This window comes from Priestia sp. RMT2NF4, from assembly GCF_047872835.1.
In the GTDB taxonomy this organism is placed as follows: Bacteria; Bacillota; Bacilli; order Bacillales; family Bacillaceae_H; genus Priestia; species Priestia zanthoxyli.
In genome coordinates this window covers 174161-193714 of record NZ_JBLQZO010000004.1, presented here as the reverse complement: position 1 = coordinate 193714, position 19554 = coordinate 174161, and the positions used below count along the sequence as shown (strand labels likewise).

The following is a 19554-nucleotide window of genomic DNA, read 5'->3' as shown; positions in this document are numbered from 1 at the left end:
TACATAAACTTTCCATCAGAAAGTTACACCCAGGAATTAATTGGTATTACAACCCACTTAATTTACATATCGACAAAAAAATCAATAGGTAAATAAGAAAAAAATTGAACATTTTGTGAATATTTTGTGTCTTTTTTGGAAAGTATTTGATATAATAAGTGTAAGAAGAAAAAGAATAGGAGGCGACTAAAATGAGAAGATTCTTACAGTTTTACTTTATGTTTAGTTCTCTGTTCTGTTTTGGAAGCGTTTTCGTCCTACTTATGTCTCAAGAATATTATTTTGCACCGTTATTCCTCACACTGGGCTGTTTAAATATTTTTCTCTTTAAAGTATATATTCAAGAAAGTCGAAAAGATAAACAAGCTGCACCTGAAAAACCAAAACCAACAATTTAACGGACTCGTCTCTCGGCTGAGATGAATGTAAAAGAAGAACCGGTGAAAAATTCACCGGTTCTTCTTTTACGAGGTTGAAGCTTTTGGAAACCTATCGTTTGCAATAATCTCACCGATGCTTTCACTCTTTCCTTCACCCTCATCAATATTTAAAAGCGGGAACAATAACTCTCCTACGTGATAAGCTTCTTCTAAATGCGGATAGCCTGATAAAATAAAAGATTCAATTCCTAAAGCTTCATATTCTTTTATTCGTTTCGCTATATTTTCAGCACTGCCTACCAGGGCAGTTCCTGCACCTCCCCGGACGAGCCCCACACCTGCCCATAAGTTAGGGCTAATCGTAAGTTCCTCTCGGGTTCCTCTATGAAGGCTCGCCATTCGCTGCTGCCCAACTGAGTCATACCTTGCAAAAGTACGCTGTGCAGCTTGAATTGTGTCGTCGTCCAAATGCTGAATTAATCGATCGGCTGCTTCCCAAGCTTCTTCTTCCGTTTCCCGTACAATAATATGCAAACGAATCCCAAACTTAACGGTTCTGCCTTCTGCTTCTGCTTGCTTTCTCACAGCCGTTATTTTTTCTCTTACTTGTTCAGGAGGCTCTCCCCACGTTAAATACACGTCAGAATGTTTTGCTGCAACTTTTTGTCCTGCGGGTGAAGATCCGCCAAAATAAATAGGTGGAGAAGGTTTTTGAACAGGTGGATACAACAGCTCACTGTTCTCTACATGAATATGTTTTCCTTCATAATTAACCGTATCTCCAGCCAATAACCCTTTCCACACATCTAAAAATTCATCCGCAGCTTCATAACGTTCATCATGTGATAAGAAAAGGCCGTCTCCGGCTAATTCTGCTGGATCTCCTCCTGCTACTACGTTAACTAGTAAACGACCGTTTGAAATTCGATCAAGAGTCGAAGTCATGCGCGCTGCCACGGAAGGAGCCATAATGCCCGGACGTACAGCTACTAAAAATTTCAAACGCTCTGTTTCAGGTATAAGTGAAGCAGCCAATAGCCACGGGTCTTCGCATGATTTCCCCGTTGGAATCAGAACTCCTTCAAATCCTAACCGGTCAGCTGCTTGAGCAACTTGTCGAAAATATGAATAGTCTGCTGAACGACCTCCTCGATTTGTCCCTAGATATCTTCCATCTCCATGGGAAGGAATAAACCATAACATTTTCATGATTCAACACTCCTTTTCGTTTGTTCTAGATGATATTCAAGCTCTTTTAATGAACGTTTAATTCTCGCTTCTGCTTCTTCCGCAATAAACTCAATTTCATTTTCTTTCGTATAGGCCACCTCAGAATCAACAATATAAACTCCATGAATAAGAGCAGTAGCTCCTAAAACGGATAATGTCGGCTTAAATACATAATCAAGAGCCAGTAGATGAGCAATGGTTCCCCCTGTAGCTATCGGCAGCACGGTTTTATTGTGCAAACCTTTTTCAGGTATTAAATCTAAAAATGTTTTTAAGATTCCTGTGTAGCTAGCTTTATAGATTGGGCTGACAATAATAACGGCATCAGCATCTGCCACTTTCTTTTGAGCTTCTTGAATCGCAGGGCTAGAAAAGTTAGCATATAGTAAGTCTTCAGCTGGTAGATCGCGGACATGCACGGTTTTTACTTCATGTTTTTCATTTTGCAGATATGCTGCAATATACTCACTTAAAGCAGCTGACCTTGATTGTTTTGAAGGGCTTCCCGTAATAATTGTAAACTGACTCATTATCATCTCTCCTTTTAACTTATAAAACTGATAGATTTACAAGGATTAATAAGTATATAAATCCTTCTTTTATTTTTCACCTGCGTAGCTGTCTCTCCATTTAAGAAGACGCTTTTCTAATACTCGGACAAATGAATCAGTTAATTTGCCTACAACAGCAAAAATGATAATTCCGACAAAAACTACATCTGTTTGAGAAAACTGCCTAGCATCCATAATCATATATCCTACACCTTCACTTGCTCCCATTAATTCAGCTACTACCAGTCCGAGCCATGCAATACCTAAAGATAATCGGACACCAAGTAAAATATTAGGAAGAGCGGCTGGTAAAATGAGTTTCGTGATTTGTTTCCATTTACTAAATTGCAGAACACGCGCAACATCAAATAATTTCGAATCAACGCCGCGAATGCCTAAATACGTATTAACATAGATTGGGAAAAACGCACCGTTTGCAATTAGCAATATCTTTGAAATTTCTCCAAAGCCAAACCATAAGATAAATAAAGGAGCCAAGGCAAGGTGAGGAACAGTTCTAAGCATTTGAATGGATGGATCCATATAGTGCTCCGTTTTCTTTGAGAAACCGACAATAACACCAAATAGTAAACCTAGACCAGCTCCAACGGCAAAACCTATGGCAGCACGTAAAATACTGATTTGAAGATTAGCTCCGAGTTCTCCCGATACGATGAGCTGTTTGAAAGAAAGTACAATATCAACAGGTGTAGGAAGAACGGTTTTAGATACATAGCCCGCAGAACCAATGATTTGCCACACGACGATAAGCAAAATTGGCACGACGAGAGAACGAAGGAAAATTCCCTGCTTATTTTTCGCTTCTTCCTTTCTTTTTTTCACTTGTTGCAAGTGAGCTGCTGAAGACTGGACATGTCCTGAAACCACGGATGTTTTACTCATTTTCATCACCTCATTTTTCTTTTAATGCTTTTTCAATAAATGAATTATCAACGACATCTCCTGTATCAATTTTCTTTTTAATAACGCCTAAAGATTGTTGAAAATCAGCTGTTCGCTGTTGTTCTGCAATAATTTCTTTAGAGGTTGGGCGATTATAGGCAGGATTATTTTTTAACACTTGTCTTACTACATCTTTATCTAGATTTTTTTGTTTTGCTAGAATATCCACAGATTCTTCAAAATGTTCGTTTTGCCATTCAAGTGCTTTTTGATAAACTTGTAAAAACTTAACGACTAACTCTGGATGATCTTTTGCAAAGCCTTCTCTTACAATAGTAAAGCCTGGTGAAGCAACCTTTAACGAATCGCCGTCTGCTAAAATACGAGCTTCATTTTTTAAGTTTTGCAGGGAGATAAACGGTTCCCAAATTGACCATGCATCCACTGACCCATTTTCAAATGCTGGCTGAGCTTCGTCTGGCTGAAGCTGAATAATCTTTACGTCACTTGGCTTCAACCCATTTTGATCAAGAGCTCTGTACAATAAGTTAAAACCGCTGCTGCCTTTCGCAACCGCAATCTTTTTACCTTTTAAATCTTTTACGCTTTTAATCTTGCTGTTTTTTCCTACTAAAATAGCATTTCCTTTTAATCCGTCGCTCGAATTAGCAATTTCTAAAAATGGAATATCTGCCCCTTGACCAGAAATAACCGGTGAGTTTCCAACTTGGCCGAAATCCAAGTGTCCAGATGCTAACCCTTCAAATTGCGGAGGACCGCTTTGAAACTCTGTCCATTTAACGTTTACACCTATTTTTTTAAATTCTTTTTCAAACCATTTTTGGTTTTGTGCCAGCATTAAAGGTCCTAGGCTTTGTTGAATGCCAATATTGATCGTAACGTTTTTCGAATCTTCGCCGCTCGCTTTTTCTTTCGTCCCGCACCCAGCCAATGCGAGAACAAGTACAATAGCTGCAGTTAAAAGTAGCTTTTTCATCTGTTCTGTCTCCTTCTCTGTCTGATTGAATCTTTAATGTTCTCCTGCTTCTTCAAATTCTTTCAGCACTTGCTGCCTTAGCTGCTGAAAAGGTAGTTCTGTCTTTTTTCGCGGATGACTAATTTCTACTGGAACAACCCGACTAATTTCTCCTGGTCTGGCACTCATAATCACAATTTTAGTTCCTAAGTAAATGGATTCATCTAAATCGTGGGTAACAAAAATCATGGTTGTTTTTTCTTTTTTCCATATGTCTAACAGCACATCTTGCAGATGAGTGCGAGTAAAAGCATCCAACGCACCAAACGGTTCATCTAACAATAAAACCTCTGGATTTCTTAAAAGAGCACGCGCAATCGCAACTCGTTGAGACATCCCCCCAGATAGTTCTCGAGGATAAGCTTTTTCAAATCCTTTCAGCCTGACAATATCAATTAGCTCATCTACGCGGCGCCGAACGTTCGAATCTTTCAGCGATAAGTCAGCCGCTATATTTTGCTCCACATTAAGCCACGGGAACAAGCGGTGTTCTTGAAAGATCATTCCTTGTTTAATGCTAGGTCCGGCTATGTGCTTCCCGTTGATTTCAATGCGCCCTTCATAATCTATATCAAGTCCAGCGATCATTTTAAGCAGCGTACTTTTTCCGCATCCGCTCGGACCAATAATGGTAATAAATTCACCTTTATTAATCGTAAGATTTACATTTCGCAATGCTTGAGTTACTTGTTCTCCTTTTTGAAATGAGCGGTTAACCGATTGAATCACGACACTCACAGCAATTCCTCCTCCTTGAATTTTTAAATCAAAAGCTATTTCACCTAAAAACATAAAAGCTCCTACCTAAAAAAGGTAGGAGCTTTCGGTTGACCGATCAGCCCGTTGCTATAGTTAACTGATTTGTTATTGGATTATTTTGAATTTTATCATATTAATCCGATTTGTCAACTGTGTTTTATATATTTTATCCATTAGATTCTTGAGGATTTGGTTTTTTCCATTTAAATATTGAGTTTAAAAATCCGTATATATGCTTAGACTCCTTCGTTAACAAAGGACCAATAATAGCTAAAATCAATACATAAAGCGCAGCGAATGGCTGAAGGATGGCCGATAATCCTCCTTCAATTCCGATGTTAGCCATAATGATTGAAAACTCACCTCGTGACATGATTGTTAATCCAATATTGGTCGAAGCCTTGTGTGACAGCCCGCTTTTTCTTCCTGAAATCATACCGGCTGTAAAGTTACCAATAATCGTAAGCGCAACTGCTCCAAGGGCAAGCCAGCCTGCATCCCAGAGCGTGAGAGGATCAATACTTAATCCGAAGCTGAAGAAAAAGATGGCTCCAAAGAAATCACGAAACGGTACGACAAGATGTTCAATCCGATCGCGATGTTCTGTTTCAGAAAATACAAGCCCAAGCAATAATGCTCCAATTGCTTCTGCCACGTGAATTGTTTCTGAGAAGCCTGCCACAAAAAACAATACCGCAAAAACGACGATTATAAAGATTTCATTCGATGAAATATTTAAAAGTTTATTTAGTAGAGGCGTAGCTTTTCGAGCAATGATAAAGAACAGCATCATATAGCCAAACGCAATTAAAATAGATGTTAAAGATCCAGCAAGCGATCCGTGGTCTCCAAGCACCAACCCTGAAACGACAGAAAGATAAACCGCTAAGAAAATATCTTCAAACATGATGATCCCTAATATCAATTCCGTTTCTGGATTTGCCGTTCGTTTTAAATCAACCAATACTTTTGCGACAATTGCGCTGGACGAAATCGTAATAATTCCAGCGATAATCAGCACTTCAAGAAGAGGATTTCCTGTCAGGTATCCATACAATAATCCTAAGGTAAAGTTAATTAAAATATAAATAGATCCTCCCACCGCGATGGACTTACCTGATTTAATTAACTTTCCAACTGAAAATTCTAACCCTAAATAAAAGAGTAAAAAGAGAACTCCAATTCTCCCCATAAATTCAATAATCTCTTGGCTTTCAATAAACTTTAAACTGAATGAGCCAAACTCAGGAGCATGGGGACCAACCGCCATGCCCAGCAGAATGAGGAATGGAATAATCGTAAATTTAAATTTATGTGCTAGTATAGCCGCTAAAGCGACTAGTAACAAAGCTGTCCCAACTTCAAATACTAAATGATCCAATTATGAACTACCTCCTTGTGAAAGCAATTCTTTAATGAGCGTTTTTAAATTTCCTCTTTCACCAGAGATGACAAGCGTATCTCCTTCTTCAATTAACGTATCTGGTCCTGGGGTGGATAATTTTTTTTGCGTGTTTTTAATGACAGCGATGATTGTGACATCATAGTTGCTGCGAACGTCAATTTCGCCAATTGTTTTACTGTGAGCTTTCGCCTGTTTTTCAACTTTGTACCATTCAATCACTAAGTCATTGAATGCCACTTCAATGGTTTCCATTGCTTTTGGCTTGTAAATCATGCCGCCTAAAATTGCAGCTAGCTGTCTTGATTCCGTATCTGTTAACGTAATGTCAAAAATGCTTTCTTCTAAATCTTTTTGATCGAAGTGGTAGATTTCACGTCGTCCATCATCATGAATAATAACGACCACACGGTTTCCTCCGCTTGTCTCAATTTCAAATTTACGGCCGATTCCTGGTAATTCCGTTTCTTTAATCATCATTGAATGATCACTCCTATAAAGTTTTTAAGAAGAATATTAAATTTTCATTGCATTATTTGTATAGAAAATCCCCATGACAAATAAGCCTAAGAATAGTAGGTAATTTTAGGTTTGAAGAAAAGGCTGCTGAAATTTCAACCTTTTTTATTTAATTGAGGTAACTTGATTGAAAGATTTTTGGATAAAAAAGTGTTTTCTTGAGGAAAAAATACGCAATTTGATGCGTCGGAATGATGAGCTTGGTACTCACCCATACTAAAGCAAAAGTTACTATCACACTTTGTATTAGAGATCCTATTTGTTTGACGCTGTGCTTAGCTCCTGGAGACATGTGCACGATATCCGTGTAATGCTGTACCGAACTTTTTGTGACCTTTACTTTTTCAAAGTCATTATCAATAAATTTATCTGGCAAACTCGCAAAAGGCAAGCAGAATATCATGCATAATAATACCCCTAACCATACATTTTTCATCATCTCACCTCTCTTTCTTTTGAAGTAGTATCTCCTTACTTAAAAGTATACGTACTCTGAAATTCAATTTCAAGCAATAAGTTTCTTTTATAAAGATTTACCTTTTTTATAATATTTTCTTAATGATATTCTTTTTAGATACATATGCGATACTTAAAAAAATATACAAAAAGCTGGCTTTCTAAAAAGAAAGCCAGCTCATGTTATAGTTCAAGTTCTCCCATTCGAAGGAGTTCTACGACTGCTTGAGAACGCCCCTTGACTCCAAGCTTTTGCATCGCATTAGAAATATGATTTCGAACTGTTTTTTCGCTAATGAATAGTTCACTCGCGATTTCTTTTGTTGTTTTGTCCTGTACTAAAAGCTCGAATACTTCTCGTTCACGCTTTGTAAGTAGCGGTTTAGGTTGAAACTCTTTTTCTTTCAATGTAACCCTCCTTGCCTGATCCTGAGTTGAACTATCGGATGGGTGTAAATTTAGTCAACATATCTTATGTGCGGTATGCCTACGCGGTTACTAGTTTTAGAAAAAATATGCAAAAAACTCTTTTTTACCTTTGAAAAAGAAAAAAAGCCTGAAGAAAGAGCCTTCAAGCCATTTTTATATAGTCGATAAACACCTTTTCATCTCTTCATTCCAAGGCACGCTTTTTCCTGTTTCTTTAGAAATTTGCACCATTGTTCCTCTCCCCGTGAGTACAACCTCTCCTTGCTCATTTTGAATCATATAGTGTAAATCAACCGAAGAACGTCCGATTTTATGGGCCTTTACAAAAACAGCTAGCACGTTACCAAAATACACTTGTTTGACATAGTCGCACTGCAAATCAGCCACCACCGGTATCGTTCCCTCATACTCACTCGTCCACTTTTGCATAAAGCCAATATGGTGAAAGAATTCCGTACGTATTTGTTCAAAATAAACAAAAGGAACCGTATTATTTAAGTGCCCAAACATATCTGTTTCCGAAAATCTTACCTTGATTTTCTGCTTAAACGAAAATGACTCTTTCCAGTGATCCATGTCTTCAATATACGAAATATTATTCATCTGTATTTCCTCCGTTCGTCATAGACAAAATAAAACCTCTCCACGTGGAGAGGTTTTGAGTGGTTATACTTGATCGCTACCAAAGAAACTTCTGAATGCTTGAATTGTTGTGTCGCGGTTCAAAGCTGCGATTGAAGTAGTCAATGGAATTCCTTTTGGACATGATTGAACGCAGTTTTGAGAGTTCCCGCAGTTCGCTAGCCCTCCATCACCCATAATCGTCTCTAAACGTTCTCCTTTATTTAACGCACCGGTTGGATGGGCATTAAACAAGCGAACTTGAGAAAGCGGTGCTGGACCGATGAAGTTTGACTTGTCGTTTACGTTTGGACAAGCTTCTAAGCAAACGCCGCATGTCATACACTTGGATAACTCATACGCCCACTGACGTTTCTTTTCAGGCATACGCGGTCCTGGTCCTAAATCGTATGTGCCATCGATCGGAACCCAGGCTTTTACTTTTTTCAGTGAATCAAACATACGGCTGCGGTCTACCTGCAAGTCACGAACAACAGGGAATGTTTTCATTGGCTGCAAGCGAATCGGCTGTTCTAGTTTATCAACAAGAGCTGTACATGACTGACGAGGTTTACCGTTGATAACCATTGAACAGGCTCCGCATACTTCCTCTAAACAGTTCATTTCCCAGTTTATCGGAGCAACCTCTTTACCTGAAGCATCAACAGGGTTACGTCTGATTTCCATCAGTGCTGAAATAACGTTCATATTCGGACGATACGGAATTTCAAACTCCTGATTGTAAGGAGCAGATTCAGCTGAATCTTGACGTGTAATAATGAAGCGCACTGTCTTTTGGACTGTTTGTTGTTCACTCATTGATTAACGAACCCCCTCTTGTTGTTTTTTTGGTTTTTCATCTTTTTTCTTTGTGTAGTCGCGCTTACGCGGTTTGATTAACGATACGTCTACCTCTTCATAATGGAAAGAAGGAGCCGTTTTCTTATCAACGAAAGATGCCATTGTTGTTTTTAAGAATTCTTCATCGTTACGACCTGGGAAATCCGGCTTATAATGAGCACCGCGACTTTCGTTACGGTTGTAAGCTCCAAGCGTTACAACACGTGAAAGCTGGAGCATGTTTTGAAGCTGACGAGTAAATGTTGCCGCTTGATTACTCCATTTAGCCGTGTCATTAATGTTAATACGATCATAGCGTTCAATTAATTCTTGAATCTTTTCATCTGTTTTTAACAGTTTGTCATTGTATCGTACGACTGTCACGTTGTCAGTCATCCATTCCCCTAGCTCTTTATGAAGAACGTATGCATTTTCTGTACCTTGAAGATTCATGATATTGTTCCATTTCTCTTCTTCTTCTTTCACATGACGATCATATACGCTTGAAGAAATAGCATCTGCGCTCTTTTCTAAACCATTGATGTATTCAACGGCTTTAGGACCAGCAACCATACCGCCATAAATAGCTGACAATAATGAGTTTGCTCCTAAACGGTTCGCTCCGTGCTGCGAATAATCACACTCACCAGCTGCGAACAAGCCAGGGATATTTGTCATTTGATCGTAATCCACCCATAAACCGCCCATTGAATAGTGTACGGCTGGGAAAATCTTCATTGGTACTTTGCGCGGATCATCGCCCATGAATTTTTCATAGATTTCGATGATACCTCCAAGTTTAATGTCTAGCTCTTTTGGATCTTTATGTGAAAGGTCCAGATAAACCATGTTCTCTCCGTTAATTCCTAACTTCTGCGCTACGCAGACGTCAAAAATTTCACGAGTTGCAATATCACGAGGTACTAAGTTACCGTATGCCGGATATTTTTCCTCTAAGAAATACCAAGGTTTACCGTCTTTATATGTCCAAACGCGTCCGCCTTCTCCACGAGCAGATTCACTCATAAGACGAAGCTTATCATCTCCCGGGATAGCAGTTGGATGAATTTGAATAAACTCTCCGTTTGAATAGTATGCACCTTGCTGATACACGATAGATGCCGCTGAACCTGTATTAATAACTGAGTTCGTCGATTTTCCAAAGACAATACCAGGTCCACCTGTAGCCATAATAACCGCATCAGCTGGGAACGTTTTAATTTCCATTGATTTTAAATTCTGTGCAGAAATTCCGCGACAGCTGCGCTCATCATCAAGAACAGCACCTAAGAATTCCCATCCTTCGTACTTTGTCACAAGTCCGGCAACTTCATAGCGACGAACCTGCTCATCTAATGCGTACAATAACTGTTGACCCGTTGTTGCTCCAGCAAAAGCCGTACGGTGATGCTGCGTTCCGCCAAATCGTCTGAAGTCTAACAAACCCTCAGGAGTACGGTTAAACATAACACCCATACGGTCAAGTAAGTGAATAATACCAGGAGCTGCTTCACACATTGCTTTTACAGGTGGCTGGTTGGCTAAAAAGTCTCCGCCATACACTGTGTCATCAAAGTGTTCCCATGGTGAATCTCCTTCACCTTTCGTATTTACGGCTCCGTTGATTCCACCTTGCGCGCAAACTGAGTGAGATCTTTTTACCGGAACTAGTGAAAATAAATCTACTTGCTTGCCAGACTCAGCAATTTTTATTGTTGCCATCAAGCCAGCTAAACCGCCACCGACTACGATGATTTTTCCGTTACTCATCGGAACCCCACTCCTTCAAAACCTTAATTTTATGCAAATGCGAATAATGTACGAACACCTACGAATGTAAGTGCTAAGAAGATTGCTAATGTCACATAAGTTGAAATTCTTTGAGAACGTGGTGTTACAGTTAACCCCCAGCTAACTCCAAATGACCATAGACCGTTTGCAAAGTGGAAGATTGTAGATACAACACCAACTATGTAGAATGCAAACATTGCTGGGTTGCTTAAAATTCGTTCCATCATTTGAAAATCTACTTCTTTTCCAAGCGCAGCTTGTATTCTGGTTTCCCATACGTGCCATGTGATGAAGATAAGTGTGATTACACCTGAAACACGCTGAAGGATAAACATCCAGTTACGGAAAAATCCATAGTTGTTAACGTTTGTTTTAGCAGTGAATGCGATGTAAAGACCGTATATTGCGTGAAAAACGATTGGTAAGAAAATAATGAAAATTTCTAGAGCATAGCGGAAAGGTAAGCTCTCCATGAAGTGAGCTGCTTGATTAAATGATTCTTCTCCCTTTGTCGCGAAATGATTCACAACTAAATGCTGTGTTAAGAAAATCCCGATTGGTATTACTCCAAGTAGTGAATGGATTCTCCGATATTGAAACTCTCTGTTTGCCGCCATCTGCGTAGACCCCCCTTAGTTAAATGAACATAGTTTGTGAAGAACTTTCTTACTCCCACTAGACAAATAGATTAATCGTGAATACAGGAAATGAAAACCTTTGCATTTCCTAATAAAGTATGTGACAGGTTAATTTTACTCCCATCGATTAAGAGCGTCAAGGCAAGATGTTTAAATCTTCTATAAAATATAAATTTATAAAATTTTATATTTGTTAACGCTTACTGCATTGATGTTAAAGATTTTTTCTTTCTATTATAATATCGCTTGCCACAGTTAAGTAAGCGTTTACTTTATACTTTTATTGTAAACAAGTTCACAAAACATTTACACAGGTAAAAGTACCCTTTTAAAAGTAATTTTATGGATTTTTTATCTTTACATCTAACTCTTTTTACCATAATAAAGATCCTCTTACATTTTATTAAAAAAATGCGTGAGAGGTTTTTTAGATTTGTATATAATAGTAGTAAAGAAAGAGGGGAAAGCATGAGCAATTTACAAACAGAATCACAGCAAGAACTTGAAGAGACGATGGAAACATTAGAACCTAATGCCGCAGCTGAAACAGAGAGAGCTCTTGATCACGTTCCATATTTCGGATACAGCCTTTTGCGTGACGTGTTAATTCCAGAGCTTCTTGGAGACGAAACGAATACCATCTCATACTGGGCAGGAAAACACCTTGCGCGTAAATATCCATTAAATACAATGGATGAAATCGTCGCATTTTTTAAAGCAGCTTCCTGGGGAACACTGACGCTTGCCAAAAAAGATAAATATTCACTAGAGCTTGAGTTATCAGGTGATGTGGTCAGCAAAAGATTTCAGCAGGAAACTTGTTCATTTCATCTTGAGTCAGGGTTTGTGGCTGAACAGATTCAGCGTCAAAACAACTGCCTAACAGAAGCCTACTTAACACCTAAAGAAAAGAACGGAAAAGTGCTGATTTCCGTGCAGTGGGACCGAAAAGATATCTTACCTACCGAAACCCGTGCGGAGCGTTATAAAAAGTAAGAAATACGTATATATAAAAGACGTGGAGATACCACGTCTTTTTTCTTTTCTTTATACTTGCACTGCCTGCTGCTCTTCTAATTCAAATGCTACGTGAAGCGTCTCAACAGCTTTTACCATATCAGCATGCGGTACAACTGTAGATACTTTAATTTCAGACGTGCTGACCATCTTCACTTCAATTTTCTCTCCTGCCAGCACTTCAAACATTTCGGCTGCAACACCTGGATTAGATATCATGCCAGATCCCACAATCGATACTTTAGCCAGACTGCTTTCATGTTCAATACGCGTATACCCCAAGGTAGATTTATACTCTTTTAAGACGGCAAGAGCAGCTTCTACATCTACAGTTTTAATAGAAAATGAGATAGAGAGGCGATTATTAGCCGTTACGTTTTGAATAATAATATCCACATTTAACTGTTCTTTTGCTAATGCTGTAAAAATAGTAGAAAGAGTTTGTAACTCGTTGTTTAACCCTTCAATTGTCACCCGTGAAATATTATCTTCAAACGCAATTCCTCTTACGACTAAGTTTTGTTCCATTGAAACTTCCTCCTCAACAATCGTTCCATTCTCGTTTTCTAAGCTTGAACGCACTTCTAGCGGTACCTGATAATTTTTTGCAAACTCAACAGCGCGCGGATGCAGCACCCCTGCTCCTAAATTGGCTAATTCTAACATTTCGTCATATGAAATAGAATGAAGTTTACGAGCATCTTCTACGTAGCGCGGATCCGTCGTAAACACTCCTGTTACGTCTGTATAAATATCACATTTTGCAGCTTTTAGTGCCGCGGCAAGAGCTACTGCCGTCGTGTCAGAGCCGCCTCGACCTAATGTTGTAATGCTTCCATCTTCTGAACAGCCTTGGAATCCAGCTACTACTACGATTCGACCTCTATCTAATTGGCTTTGAATACGAGTCGTGTCAATGTGCTGGATTCGTGCATTGCTGTGAACTGCTTCCGTCTGGATACCAGCTTGCCAACCTGTTAGCGAAGTGGCTTCATGACCTTTGCATTGAAGAGCCATTGTTAACAGGGAAATCGTTACTTGTTCTCCAGTTGTAAGAAGCATATCCATTTCGCGTTTACTTGGACTGTCCGTAATATCACTTGCTAATTTCACCAGTGCATCTGTGGTTTTGCCCATTGCCGATACAACAACTACTACTTGGTTACCGCGCTCTGCTTCTTGAATAACACGGTTTGCTACATGTTGAATACGTTCAACAGAACCAACAGATGTTCCACCAAATTTTTGAACGATTAATGCCATAATTTTGTTCATTCCTTTTCAATAAATTTGCATATGCAGGATGATGAGAAGCTAAATTTTTTTACTCAGACAATAAAAAAAGCAATGAGATGAGCTCTCATTGCTTAACGAACGAAAATTATAAAACATAACCGTCCACTGCCGTGAGATAGCTCTCCAAGAATCTACATCTTGACAATCCTACGTTTATTCAACGCAGAACCAGCAATCATTACTATGAGGTAATGTTCACTTCGGCAAATTTCCCTTTCCGCATCGTTCATAAGGGCTCATACCCTTCCTGATGCGTACTGATTAAATTTGCACCTCTATCTTCACTTCATTTGATGAAGTGTCGTATGAAATTAGTTAATAGCTTATCAAATATTTTCTATTATTTCAAGACTATTTTTGTAATGTTTCATAAATTTTTTCAGCAATGTTTTGAGGAACACCTGAATTTCGTATATCTTCAACCGTTGCTTCTTTCAATTTTTTCACCGAACCAAAATGCTTTAACAAAGCTTTCTTACGCTTTTCTCCCACTCCCGGAATGTCGTCTAGAACTGACTGAAAAGCGGACTTAGAGCGCACTTGACGGTGGAAGGTGATTGCAAAGCGGTGAACTTCATCTTGAATTCGCTGAAGCAAATAAAATTCTTGACTATTGCGTTCAAGCGGTATGATTTGAGGAGGCTCACCAATCATCAGGTTGGAGGTTCTGTGTTTATCATCTTTAACAAGACCTGCTGTAGGCACTAAAAGTCCCAATTCATTTTCGAGAACGTCCTGGACTGCAGCTAAATGCCCTTTGCCTCCATCTACAACAATTAAATCCGGAAGCGGAAGGCCTTCTTTTAACGCTCTGGAATACCGTCTGCGAACGACTTCCCTCATGGAACTGTAATCATCTGGTCCCTTTACGGTCTTAATTTTATATTTGCGATATTCTTTCTTTTCCGGTTTCCCATCAACAAAAACAATCATCGCAGAAACTGGGTCTGTTCCTTGAATATTTGAGTTATCAAATGCTTCAATCCGATAAGGAGCGGCAATTCCAAGCTCTTCTCCTAACCGTTCAACTGCGCCAACTGTACGCTCTTCATCTCGTTCAATTAAGTAGAATTTTTCACCGAGCGCAATTTTTGCATTTTTACACGCAAGTTCTACTAATTCTTTCTTTTTGCCTCGCTTTGGATGCTGAACCTCTACTTCTACTAACTTCTCAGCTAACTCTGCATCAATCGTTGCTGGAACCATCACTTCTTTTGGCTTAATATTTTTGGCATAAAACTGACCGATAAAAGTTAAGAAATCTTCTTCTGGCTCTTTATAAAAAGGAAACATAGAAACTTCTCGCTCAATTAATTTCCCTTGGCGAATAAAGAAAACTTGAACACACATCCAGCCTTTATCGTAAGAATAGCCAAACACATCTCGATTAACAAAATCATTAAACGTTACTTTTTGCTTTTCCATTGTCGCTTCGATATGAGCAATTTGATCTCGGTATTCTTTAGCCCGTTCAAAGTCAAGTTCTTCTGAAGCTTTTAACATTTTTTCAGTTAACTCTGTTTTGACATGCTCATATCCACCATTTAAAAACCGCGTGATGTTTTCAATAATTTGTTTGTTTTGCTCTTCTTTTACCTCTTTTACGCAAGGAGCTAGACATTGCCCGATATGGTAATACAAACAAGGCCTATCTGGCATAGTGGAGCACTTTCTTAACGGATAAATGCGATCAAGAAGCCGCTTTGTTTCATTTGCTGCTTGAACATTAGGATAAGGACCGAAGTATTTCCCTTTATCTTTTTTTATTTTTCTTGTAATAACAAGTCGGGGCTGTTTTTCAGCTGTAATCTTAATAAACGGATAGCCCTTATCATCTTTAAGCATAATATTGTATTTTGGGTCATGCTTTTTAATTAAATTCATTTCTAAAATAAGCGCTTCTAAATTAGAAGATGTGACGATATATTCAAAGTCGACAATGTCGTTTACAAGTCGAAGCGTCTTTCCGTCATGAGATCCGGTAAAGTAGGAACGTACTCGATTTTTTAATACTTTTGCTTTTCCTACGTAAATGACCGTTCCATATTTATCTTTCATCAAGTAACAGCCGGGCTGATCCGGTAAAATAGCCAGCTTTTCTTTTAAATAATCGTTCATACTTTTCTCCTTCCTCTTCTCTTACTCTGTCCATCTATACAATCGCTTATGAAGCGTAACCTACATTCTTTCCTGTCTTAATACATGTACATAAGCTGAATTTATGGCGGTGTTCCTTACATCTAGTATAAAACAAACGAACGCATATTCGCTAAATAAAAGTATTCCCAAAAGAGAAAAAGTGGAGAAAAAGAAAAAAACCTAGCCTGAGCTAGGTTTTGACTTACGCGTGTTTATTAATTAATTCTGTTAATGCTTCTTTTGGTTGGAAACCAACTACTTGATCAACTTTCTCTCCATCTTTGAATAATACTAAAGTTGGGATACTCATAACACCAAATTTTCCAGCTGTTTCTTGATTTTCATCAACGTCTACTTTTACGATTTTAACTTTATCGTTAAGTTCGCCATCAATTTCTTCAAGAACTGGAGCAATCATTTTACAAGGGCCACACCATGGTGCCCAAAAGTCAACAAGCACTAGGCCTGATTTAATTTCATCTGTAAAGTTTTTATCTGTAGCATGTGCAATAGCCATTTTAATTCCTCCTAAATATATGCAATATCCAAATTCTACTCACAGTATATCACCTTCAAATAAGGTTTGCTAACTTTTTGCTTACATTTATACTGTTTATTCTCCGCTCTAGTTTGTACAATTTGCCTAAAAATATGCGTAGAAAATTTCGTTTCCCATGAGGCTGAGACCTGACTAAATGAATCCAAAGACGAACAAATAGTATACATGGGTTGAACCGCTTGCGACACCGCAGTTGATTTCCATGCAAGACTTCGCTTTTCTAGCAGGAGTCTTCGCCTTGCCCTCCAATCACCTGCTAGAAAGACCTACCCTGCGTTTACCCTAACAAAAAAACGAACCACTAATCAAAAATCTTGATCAACGGTTCGTTCTTCACTTCGTCTCAAATACTTTTGTCCGAGAATCTTACGCAGACTGTACTTTCAGCTTTTTAAATTCTTCCGTTAGCAGAGGCACTACTTCAAATAAATCTCCAACGATTCCGTAGTCAGCTACTTTAAAAATATTCGCTTCAGGATCTTTATTGATTGCAACAATAATTTTTGAATTTGACATACCTGCCAAATGCTGAATAGCACCTGAAATTCCGCAGGCAATGTATAAATCTGGTGTGACTACTTTGCCCGTCTGACCGATTTGAAGAGAATAGTCGCAGTAATCTGCATCGCACGCTCCGCGAGACGCTCCAACAGCTCCATTTAACACGTCCGCTAGTTCTTGGAGAGGTCCAAAACCTTCCGTGCTTTTTACACCTCGACCACCTGCAATCACGACTTTTGCTTCGGACAAATCAACCCCTTGCGTTGCTTTGCGTACGACTTCTTTTACAACAGTACGCAGGTTTTTGATTTCAACATTTAAATCCTCTACATCACCTGTACGCCCCTCATCTTTTGCAAGCGGTGAAATATTATTTGGACGAATCGTGACAAACGTAAAAGCATCGGTCATGATTTTCTTCTCAAATGCTTTACCAGAATAAATTGGGCGAGTGAAGACTACTTGATCCCCTCCCACTTCTACATCCGTCACATCCGAGATAAGTCCTTTATCTAAGCGAGCTGCCAGTTTTGGCGCTAGATCTTTGCCAAGAGCCGTATGCCCAAATACGATAGCTTCAGGCTGTTCACTTTCAATGATGGCTAATAATGCCTGAGCGTAACCATCCGATGTGTAAGCAGCTAAATCTTCATGCTCCGTCACAACAACTTTATCTGCTCCGTATGCAATAAGTTCTTCACTTAAAGATTTTACGTCCTTTCCTACTAACGCTGCAATAATTTCTCCCCCGTCAGCTACAGTAGACGCTGCGGAAATCGCTTCAAACGATACGTTTCGTAATCCCCCATCACGTGCTTCTCCAAGAACTAACACTTTGCGTCCCATTACAATACCCCCATTGTTTTGACTTTTGACTTATTAAATGACTTTTGCTTCCTTATGCAGTAAATTGACCAGCTCTGTTACTTGATCTTTTATATCTCCTTGTAATACGCGCCCCGCGTCTTTTTTCGGAGGTAAATAAATTTCAATTGTCTTTGTTTTTGCTTCTACATCATCTTCATCTAAATCTAAATCGTCTAATTCCACTTCAACCAACGGTTTCTTCTTCGCTTTCATAATCCCTGGAAGAGATGGATAGCGAGGCTCATTAAGTCCCTGCTGAGCTGTTACTAAAAGAGGAAGCGACGTTTCAATAACTTCCGAATCTCCTTCCACATCGCGTACAACCGTCACTTTTTCACCTTCAATATCCAGCTTTGTAATCGTTGTAATATAAGGGATTTCTAACTGTTCTGCTACGCGCGGTCCCACCTGGCCTGAACCTCCGTCAATCGCTACGTTTCCTGCTAAGATTAAATCAGGAGATTGCTCTTTTAAGTACTGTGCCAGCAGCCTAGAAGTCGTGTACTGATCGCCATCTTCTATGTCATCTTCCGTATTGATTAAAACCGCTTTATCTGCTCCCATAGCCAAAGCTGTTCGGAGTTCTTTTTCTGATTCTTCCCCTCCTACACTCACGACCGTAATCTCTCCGCCATGCTTTTCCTTTAGCTGAATAGCCTCTTCAACTGCATACTCATCGTAAGGATTAATAATAAATTCAGCTCCATCTTCAACAATTTGACCATTTTTTAGTGAAAGTTTCTCCTCTGTATCGAACGTTCTTTTTACTAACACATAAATATTCATTCAATTCCCCTCCTAAGCTTATTTTCCTAAAAATTTAGGCTGGCGCTTTTCAATAAAAGCGGCTACGCCTTCTTGAGCATCACGGCTTTTGAATACGCTTTCAAAAAACTGTGCTTCTTTTTTGATGCCGCTGTAATAAGCATCTGTTTTTACATGTTGAAGCAGCTGCAAGGTAGCTTTAACAGAGATTGGGCTTTTTTTGGCAATTTTTCTAGCAAGTAAAAATGTTTCATTGATAAGCTGACTTTCTTCAAAAGCTGCGTTTGCCAATCCTAACTCCACTGCCTCGCTGCCCGATATTGGATCACTTGTCAGCATCATCTCACAAGCCTTATGAACCCCTACATAACGAGGCAATCGCTGAGTTCCTCCAAACCCTGGTATAATTCCTAACTGAAGTTCAGGCAAGCCCAGCTTAGCATTTTCTGTTACCAAACGGATATGGCAGCTCATAGCAAGCTCTAATCCTCCGCCTAAAGCAGCTCCATGAATAGCTGCAATAACTGGTTTTGGGTAATTTTCAATATACTCAAAGAGCTCTTGGCCGTTAACAGCAAGTTTCTCGTAATCTTTTTCCTGCTGCAGTGATGTAAACTCTTTTATATCAGCTCCAGCACAAAAGAATTTCCCTTCGCCTTTAATGACGATAACCCTTGTCTCTTTGCTATCTTCTAAATGTTTTAAAACACTTGAAAGATCTTTTAATAAATCTTGAGACAAAGCGTTAGCAGGTTGTCTATTCAACGTAATGAAGCTTATTGCATCAACAGTTTCAACCTGGATAATCTCCATTTGTTTCCCCCACCCTTTCTTTCTATTTTCATTACCTTGCGC

Annotated in this window: 21 protein-coding genes and 1 riboswitch; of the genes, 2 read left to right on the top strand and 19 right to left on the bottom strand. The window is 39.1% G+C overall.

The window, feature by feature from the left end; all coding sequences use genetic code 11:
* Positions 1–191: 191 nt before the first annotated feature.
* Complete coding sequence (locus tag ACMX9J_RS18525) at positions 192–398, top strand: hypothetical protein (protein WP_013059387.1); 207 nt, start codon at positions 192–194, stop codon at positions 396–398.
* Between the two features lie 66 nt (positions 399–464).
* Here the strand turns inward: ACMX9J_RS18525 and ssuD are convergent, their stop codons facing one another.
* The 13 genes from ssuD to ACMX9J_RS18460 all read right to left on the bottom strand — a co-directional run bounded on the left by ssuD (position 465) and on the right by ACMX9J_RS18460 (position 11534).
* Entirely contained in the window at positions 465–1589 is a 1125-nt protein-coding gene (gene ssuD / locus ACMX9J_RS18520; RefSeq protein ID WP_033579638.1) for an FMNH2-dependent alkanesulfonate monooxygenase, read from the bottom strand.
* Positions 1586–2140, bottom strand: coding sequence for an NADPH-dependent FMN reductase (gene ssuE, locus ACMX9J_RS18515; protein ID WP_028411747.1), 555 nt, complete (start codon positions 2138–2140; stop codon positions 1586–1588). The genes ssuD and ssuE overlap by 4 nt, the downstream gene beginning before the upstream one ends.
* Positions 2141–2209: 69 nt before the next feature.
* Complete coding sequence (locus ACMX9J_RS18510) at positions 2210–3064, bottom strand: ABC transporter permease (RefSeq protein ID WP_028411748.1); 855 nt, start codon at positions 3062–3064, stop codon at positions 2210–2212.
* 10 nt (positions 3065–3074) lie between these two features.
* Positions 3075–4061: an aliphatic sulfonate ABC transporter substrate-binding protein gene (locus ACMX9J_RS18505; RefSeq protein ID WP_028411749.1), complete on the bottom strand. Its 987-nt coding sequence runs from the start codon at positions 4059–4061 to the stop codon at positions 3075–3077.
* 33 nt (positions 4062–4094) lie between these two features.
* Positions 4095–4892 carry an ABC transporter ATP-binding protein gene (locus ACMX9J_RS18500; protein ID WP_080754460.1) on the bottom strand — a complete coding sequence of 266 codons (798 nt, stop codon included), beginning with the start codon at positions 4890–4892 and terminating at the stop codon, positions 4095–4097.
* Positions 4893–5025: 133 nt separating this feature from the next.
* Complete coding sequence (locus tag ACMX9J_RS18495) at positions 5026–6240, bottom strand: cation:proton antiporter (RefSeq protein ID WP_028411751.1); 1215 nt, start codon at positions 6238–6240, stop codon at positions 5026–5028.
* Entirely contained in the window at positions 6241–6741 is a 501-nt protein-coding gene (locus tag ACMX9J_RS18490; protein WP_013085158.1) for a cation:proton antiporter regulatory subunit, read from the bottom strand.
* Between the two features lie 148 nt (positions 6742–6889).
* Positions 6890–7216: a hypothetical protein gene (locus ACMX9J_RS18485; protein WP_028411752.1), complete on the bottom strand. Its 327-nt coding sequence runs from the start codon at positions 7214–7216 to the stop codon at positions 6890–6892.
* A 203-nt stretch (positions 7217–7419) separates the two neighbouring features.
* Complete coding sequence (gerE, locus tag ACMX9J_RS18480) at positions 7420–7644, bottom strand: spore germination transcription factor GerE (protein WP_013059396.1); 225 nt, start codon at positions 7642–7644, stop codon at positions 7420–7422.
* Positions 7645–7818: 174 nt separating this feature from the next.
* Positions 7819–8268 carry an acyl-CoA thioesterase gene (locus tag ACMX9J_RS18475; protein WP_028411753.1) on the bottom strand — a complete coding sequence of 150 codons (450 nt, stop codon included), beginning with the start codon at positions 8266–8268 and terminating at the stop codon, positions 7819–7821.
* 63 nt (positions 8269–8331) lie between these two features.
* The gene (gene sdhB / locus ACMX9J_RS18470) at positions 8332–9105 is read right to left on the bottom strand and encodes a succinate dehydrogenase iron-sulfur subunit (RefSeq protein ID WP_013059398.1); all 774 of its coding nucleotides are present in this window, start codon (positions 9103–9105) and stop codon (positions 8332–8334) included.
* Between the two features lie 3 nt (positions 9106–9108).
* On the bottom strand, positions 9109–10896 hold the full coding sequence (gene sdhA, locus ACMX9J_RS18465) for a succinate dehydrogenase flavoprotein subunit (RefSeq protein WP_416226088.1): 1788 nt from the start codon (positions 10894–10896) through the stop codon (positions 9109–9111).
* A gap of 29 nt (positions 10897–10925) precedes the next feature.
* Positions 10926–11534: a succinate dehydrogenase cytochrome b558 subunit gene (locus ACMX9J_RS18460; protein ID WP_028411754.1), complete on the bottom strand. Its 609-nt coding sequence runs from the start codon at positions 11532–11534 to the stop codon at positions 10926–10928.
* A 489-nt stretch (positions 11535–12023) separates the two neighbouring features.
* Here ACMX9J_RS18460 and ACMX9J_RS18455 point away from each other — a divergent pair, with 489 nt between their 5' ends.
* Positions 12024–12551 carry a YslB family protein gene (locus tag ACMX9J_RS18455; protein WP_028411755.1) on the top strand — a complete coding sequence of 176 codons (528 nt, stop codon included), beginning with the start codon at positions 12024–12026 and terminating at the stop codon, positions 12549–12551.
* Between the two features lie 51 nt (positions 12552–12602).
* Here ACMX9J_RS18455 and ACMX9J_RS18450 read toward each other — a convergent pair whose 3' ends face one another.
* The 6 genes from ACMX9J_RS18450 to ACMX9J_RS18425 form a co-directional block, all read right to left on the bottom strand.
* Positions 12603–13835: an aspartate kinase gene (locus tag ACMX9J_RS18450; protein ID WP_047749793.1), complete on the bottom strand. Its 1233-nt coding sequence runs from the start codon at positions 13833–13835 to the stop codon at positions 12603–12605.
* A gap of 141 nt (positions 13836–13976) precedes the next feature.
* A riboswitch (Lysine riboswitch) is annotated at positions 13977–14154 on the bottom strand.
* Between the two features lie 65 nt (positions 14155–14219).
* Positions 14220–15986, bottom strand: coding sequence for an excinuclease ABC subunit UvrC (uvrC, locus tag ACMX9J_RS18445; protein ID WP_014458075.1), 1767 nt, complete (start codon positions 15984–15986; stop codon positions 14220–14222).
* 223 nt (positions 15987–16209) lie between these two features.
* Complete coding sequence (gene trxA, locus ACMX9J_RS18440) at positions 16210–16524, bottom strand: thioredoxin (RefSeq protein WP_013059404.1); 315 nt, start codon at positions 16522–16524, stop codon at positions 16210–16212.
* 408 nt (positions 16525–16932) lie between these two features.
* Positions 16933–17913, bottom strand: coding sequence for an electron transfer flavoprotein subunit alpha/FixB family protein (locus ACMX9J_RS18435; protein WP_033579632.1), 981 nt, complete (start codon positions 17911–17913; stop codon positions 16933–16935).
* Positions 17914–17946: 33 nt separating this feature from the next.
* Positions 17947–18720, bottom strand: coding sequence for an electron transfer flavoprotein subunit beta/FixA family protein (locus tag ACMX9J_RS18430; protein WP_016765685.1), 774 nt, complete (start codon positions 18718–18720; stop codon positions 17947–17949).
* Between the two features lie 18 nt (positions 18721–18738).
* Positions 18739–19512 (bottom strand): enoyl-CoA hydratase, encoded by a 774-nt coding sequence (locus ACMX9J_RS18425; protein WP_416226087.1) that lies wholly within the window; start codon positions 19510–19512, stop codon positions 18739–18741.
* Positions 19513–19554: the final 42 nt, after the last annotated feature.

Bases quoted from the DNA above. Each gene is read 5' to 3' on its own strand.
- ACMX9J_RS18485 (WP_028411752.1), bottom strand. From the start codon at position 7,216: ATGAAAAATGTATGGTTAGGGGTATTATTATGCATGATATTCTGCTTG.
- ACMX9J_RS18500 (WP_080754460.1), bottom strand. From the start codon at position 4,892: ATGTTTTTAGGTGAAATAGCTTTTGATTTAAAAATTCAAGGAGGAGGA.
- ACMX9J_RS18460 (WP_028411754.1), bottom strand. From the start codon at position 11,534: ATGGCGGCAAACAGAGAGTTTCAATATCGGAGAATCCATTCACTACTT.
- ACMX9J_RS18490 (WP_013085158.1), bottom strand. From the start codon at position 6,741: ATGATGATTAAAGAAACGGAATTACCAGGAATCGGCCGTAAATTTGAA.
- ACMX9J_RS18430 (WP_016765685.1), bottom strand. From the start codon at position 18,720: ATGAATATTTATGTGTTAGTAAAAAGAACGTTCGATACAGAGGAGAAA.
- ACMX9J_RS18450 (WP_047749793.1), bottom strand. From the start codon at position 13,835: ATGGCATTAATCGTTCAAAAATTTGGTGGAACATCTGTTGGTTCTGTT.
- ACMX9J_RS18435 (WP_033579632.1), bottom strand. From the start codon at position 17,913: ATGGGACGCAAAGTGTTAGTTCTTGGAGAAGCACGTGATGGGGGATTA.
- sdhA (WP_416226088.1), bottom strand. From the start codon at position 10,896: ATGAGTAACGGAAAAATCATCGTAGTCGGTGGCGGTTTAGCTGGCTTG.
- ssuD (WP_033579638.1), bottom strand. From the start codon at position 1,589: ATGAAAATGTTATGGTTTATTCCTTCCCATGGAGATGGAAGATATCTA.
- ACMX9J_RS18510 (WP_028411748.1), bottom strand. From the start codon at position 3,064: ATGAGTAAAACATCCGTGGTTTCAGGACATGTCCAGTCTTCAGCAGCT.
- uvrC (WP_014458075.1), bottom strand. From the start codon at position 15,986: ATGAACGATTATTTAAAAGAAAAGCTGGCTATTTTACCGGATCAGCCC.
- ACMX9J_RS18475 (WP_028411753.1), bottom strand. From the start codon at position 8,268: ATGAATAATATTTCGTATATTGAAGACATGGATCACTGGAAAGAGTCA.
- ACMX9J_RS18525 (WP_013059387.1), top strand. From the start codon at position 192: ATGAGAAGATTCTTACAGTTTTACTTTATGTTTAGTTCTCTGTTCTGT.
- ACMX9J_RS18425 (WP_416226087.1), bottom strand. From the start codon at position 19,512: ATGGAGATTATCCAGGTTGAAACTGTTGATGCAATAAGCTTCATTACG.
- ACMX9J_RS18455 (WP_028411755.1), top strand. From the start codon at position 12,024: ATGAGCAATTTACAAACAGAATCACAGCAAGAACTTGAAGAGACGATG.
- sdhB (WP_013059398.1), bottom strand. From the start codon at position 9,105: ATGAGTGAACAACAAACAGTCCAAAAGACAGTGCGCTTCATTATTACA.
- ssuE (WP_028411747.1), bottom strand. From the start codon at position 2,140: ATGAGTCAGTTTACAATTATTACGGGAAGCCCTTCAAAACAATCAAGG.
- ACMX9J_RS18505 (WP_028411749.1), bottom strand. From the start codon at position 4,061: ATGAAAAAGCTACTTTTAACTGCAGCTATTGTACTTGTTCTCGCATTG.
- trxA (WP_013059404.1), bottom strand. From the start codon at position 16,524: ATGGCTATTGCACATGCTACAGATAAAAACTTTACAGATGAAATTAAA.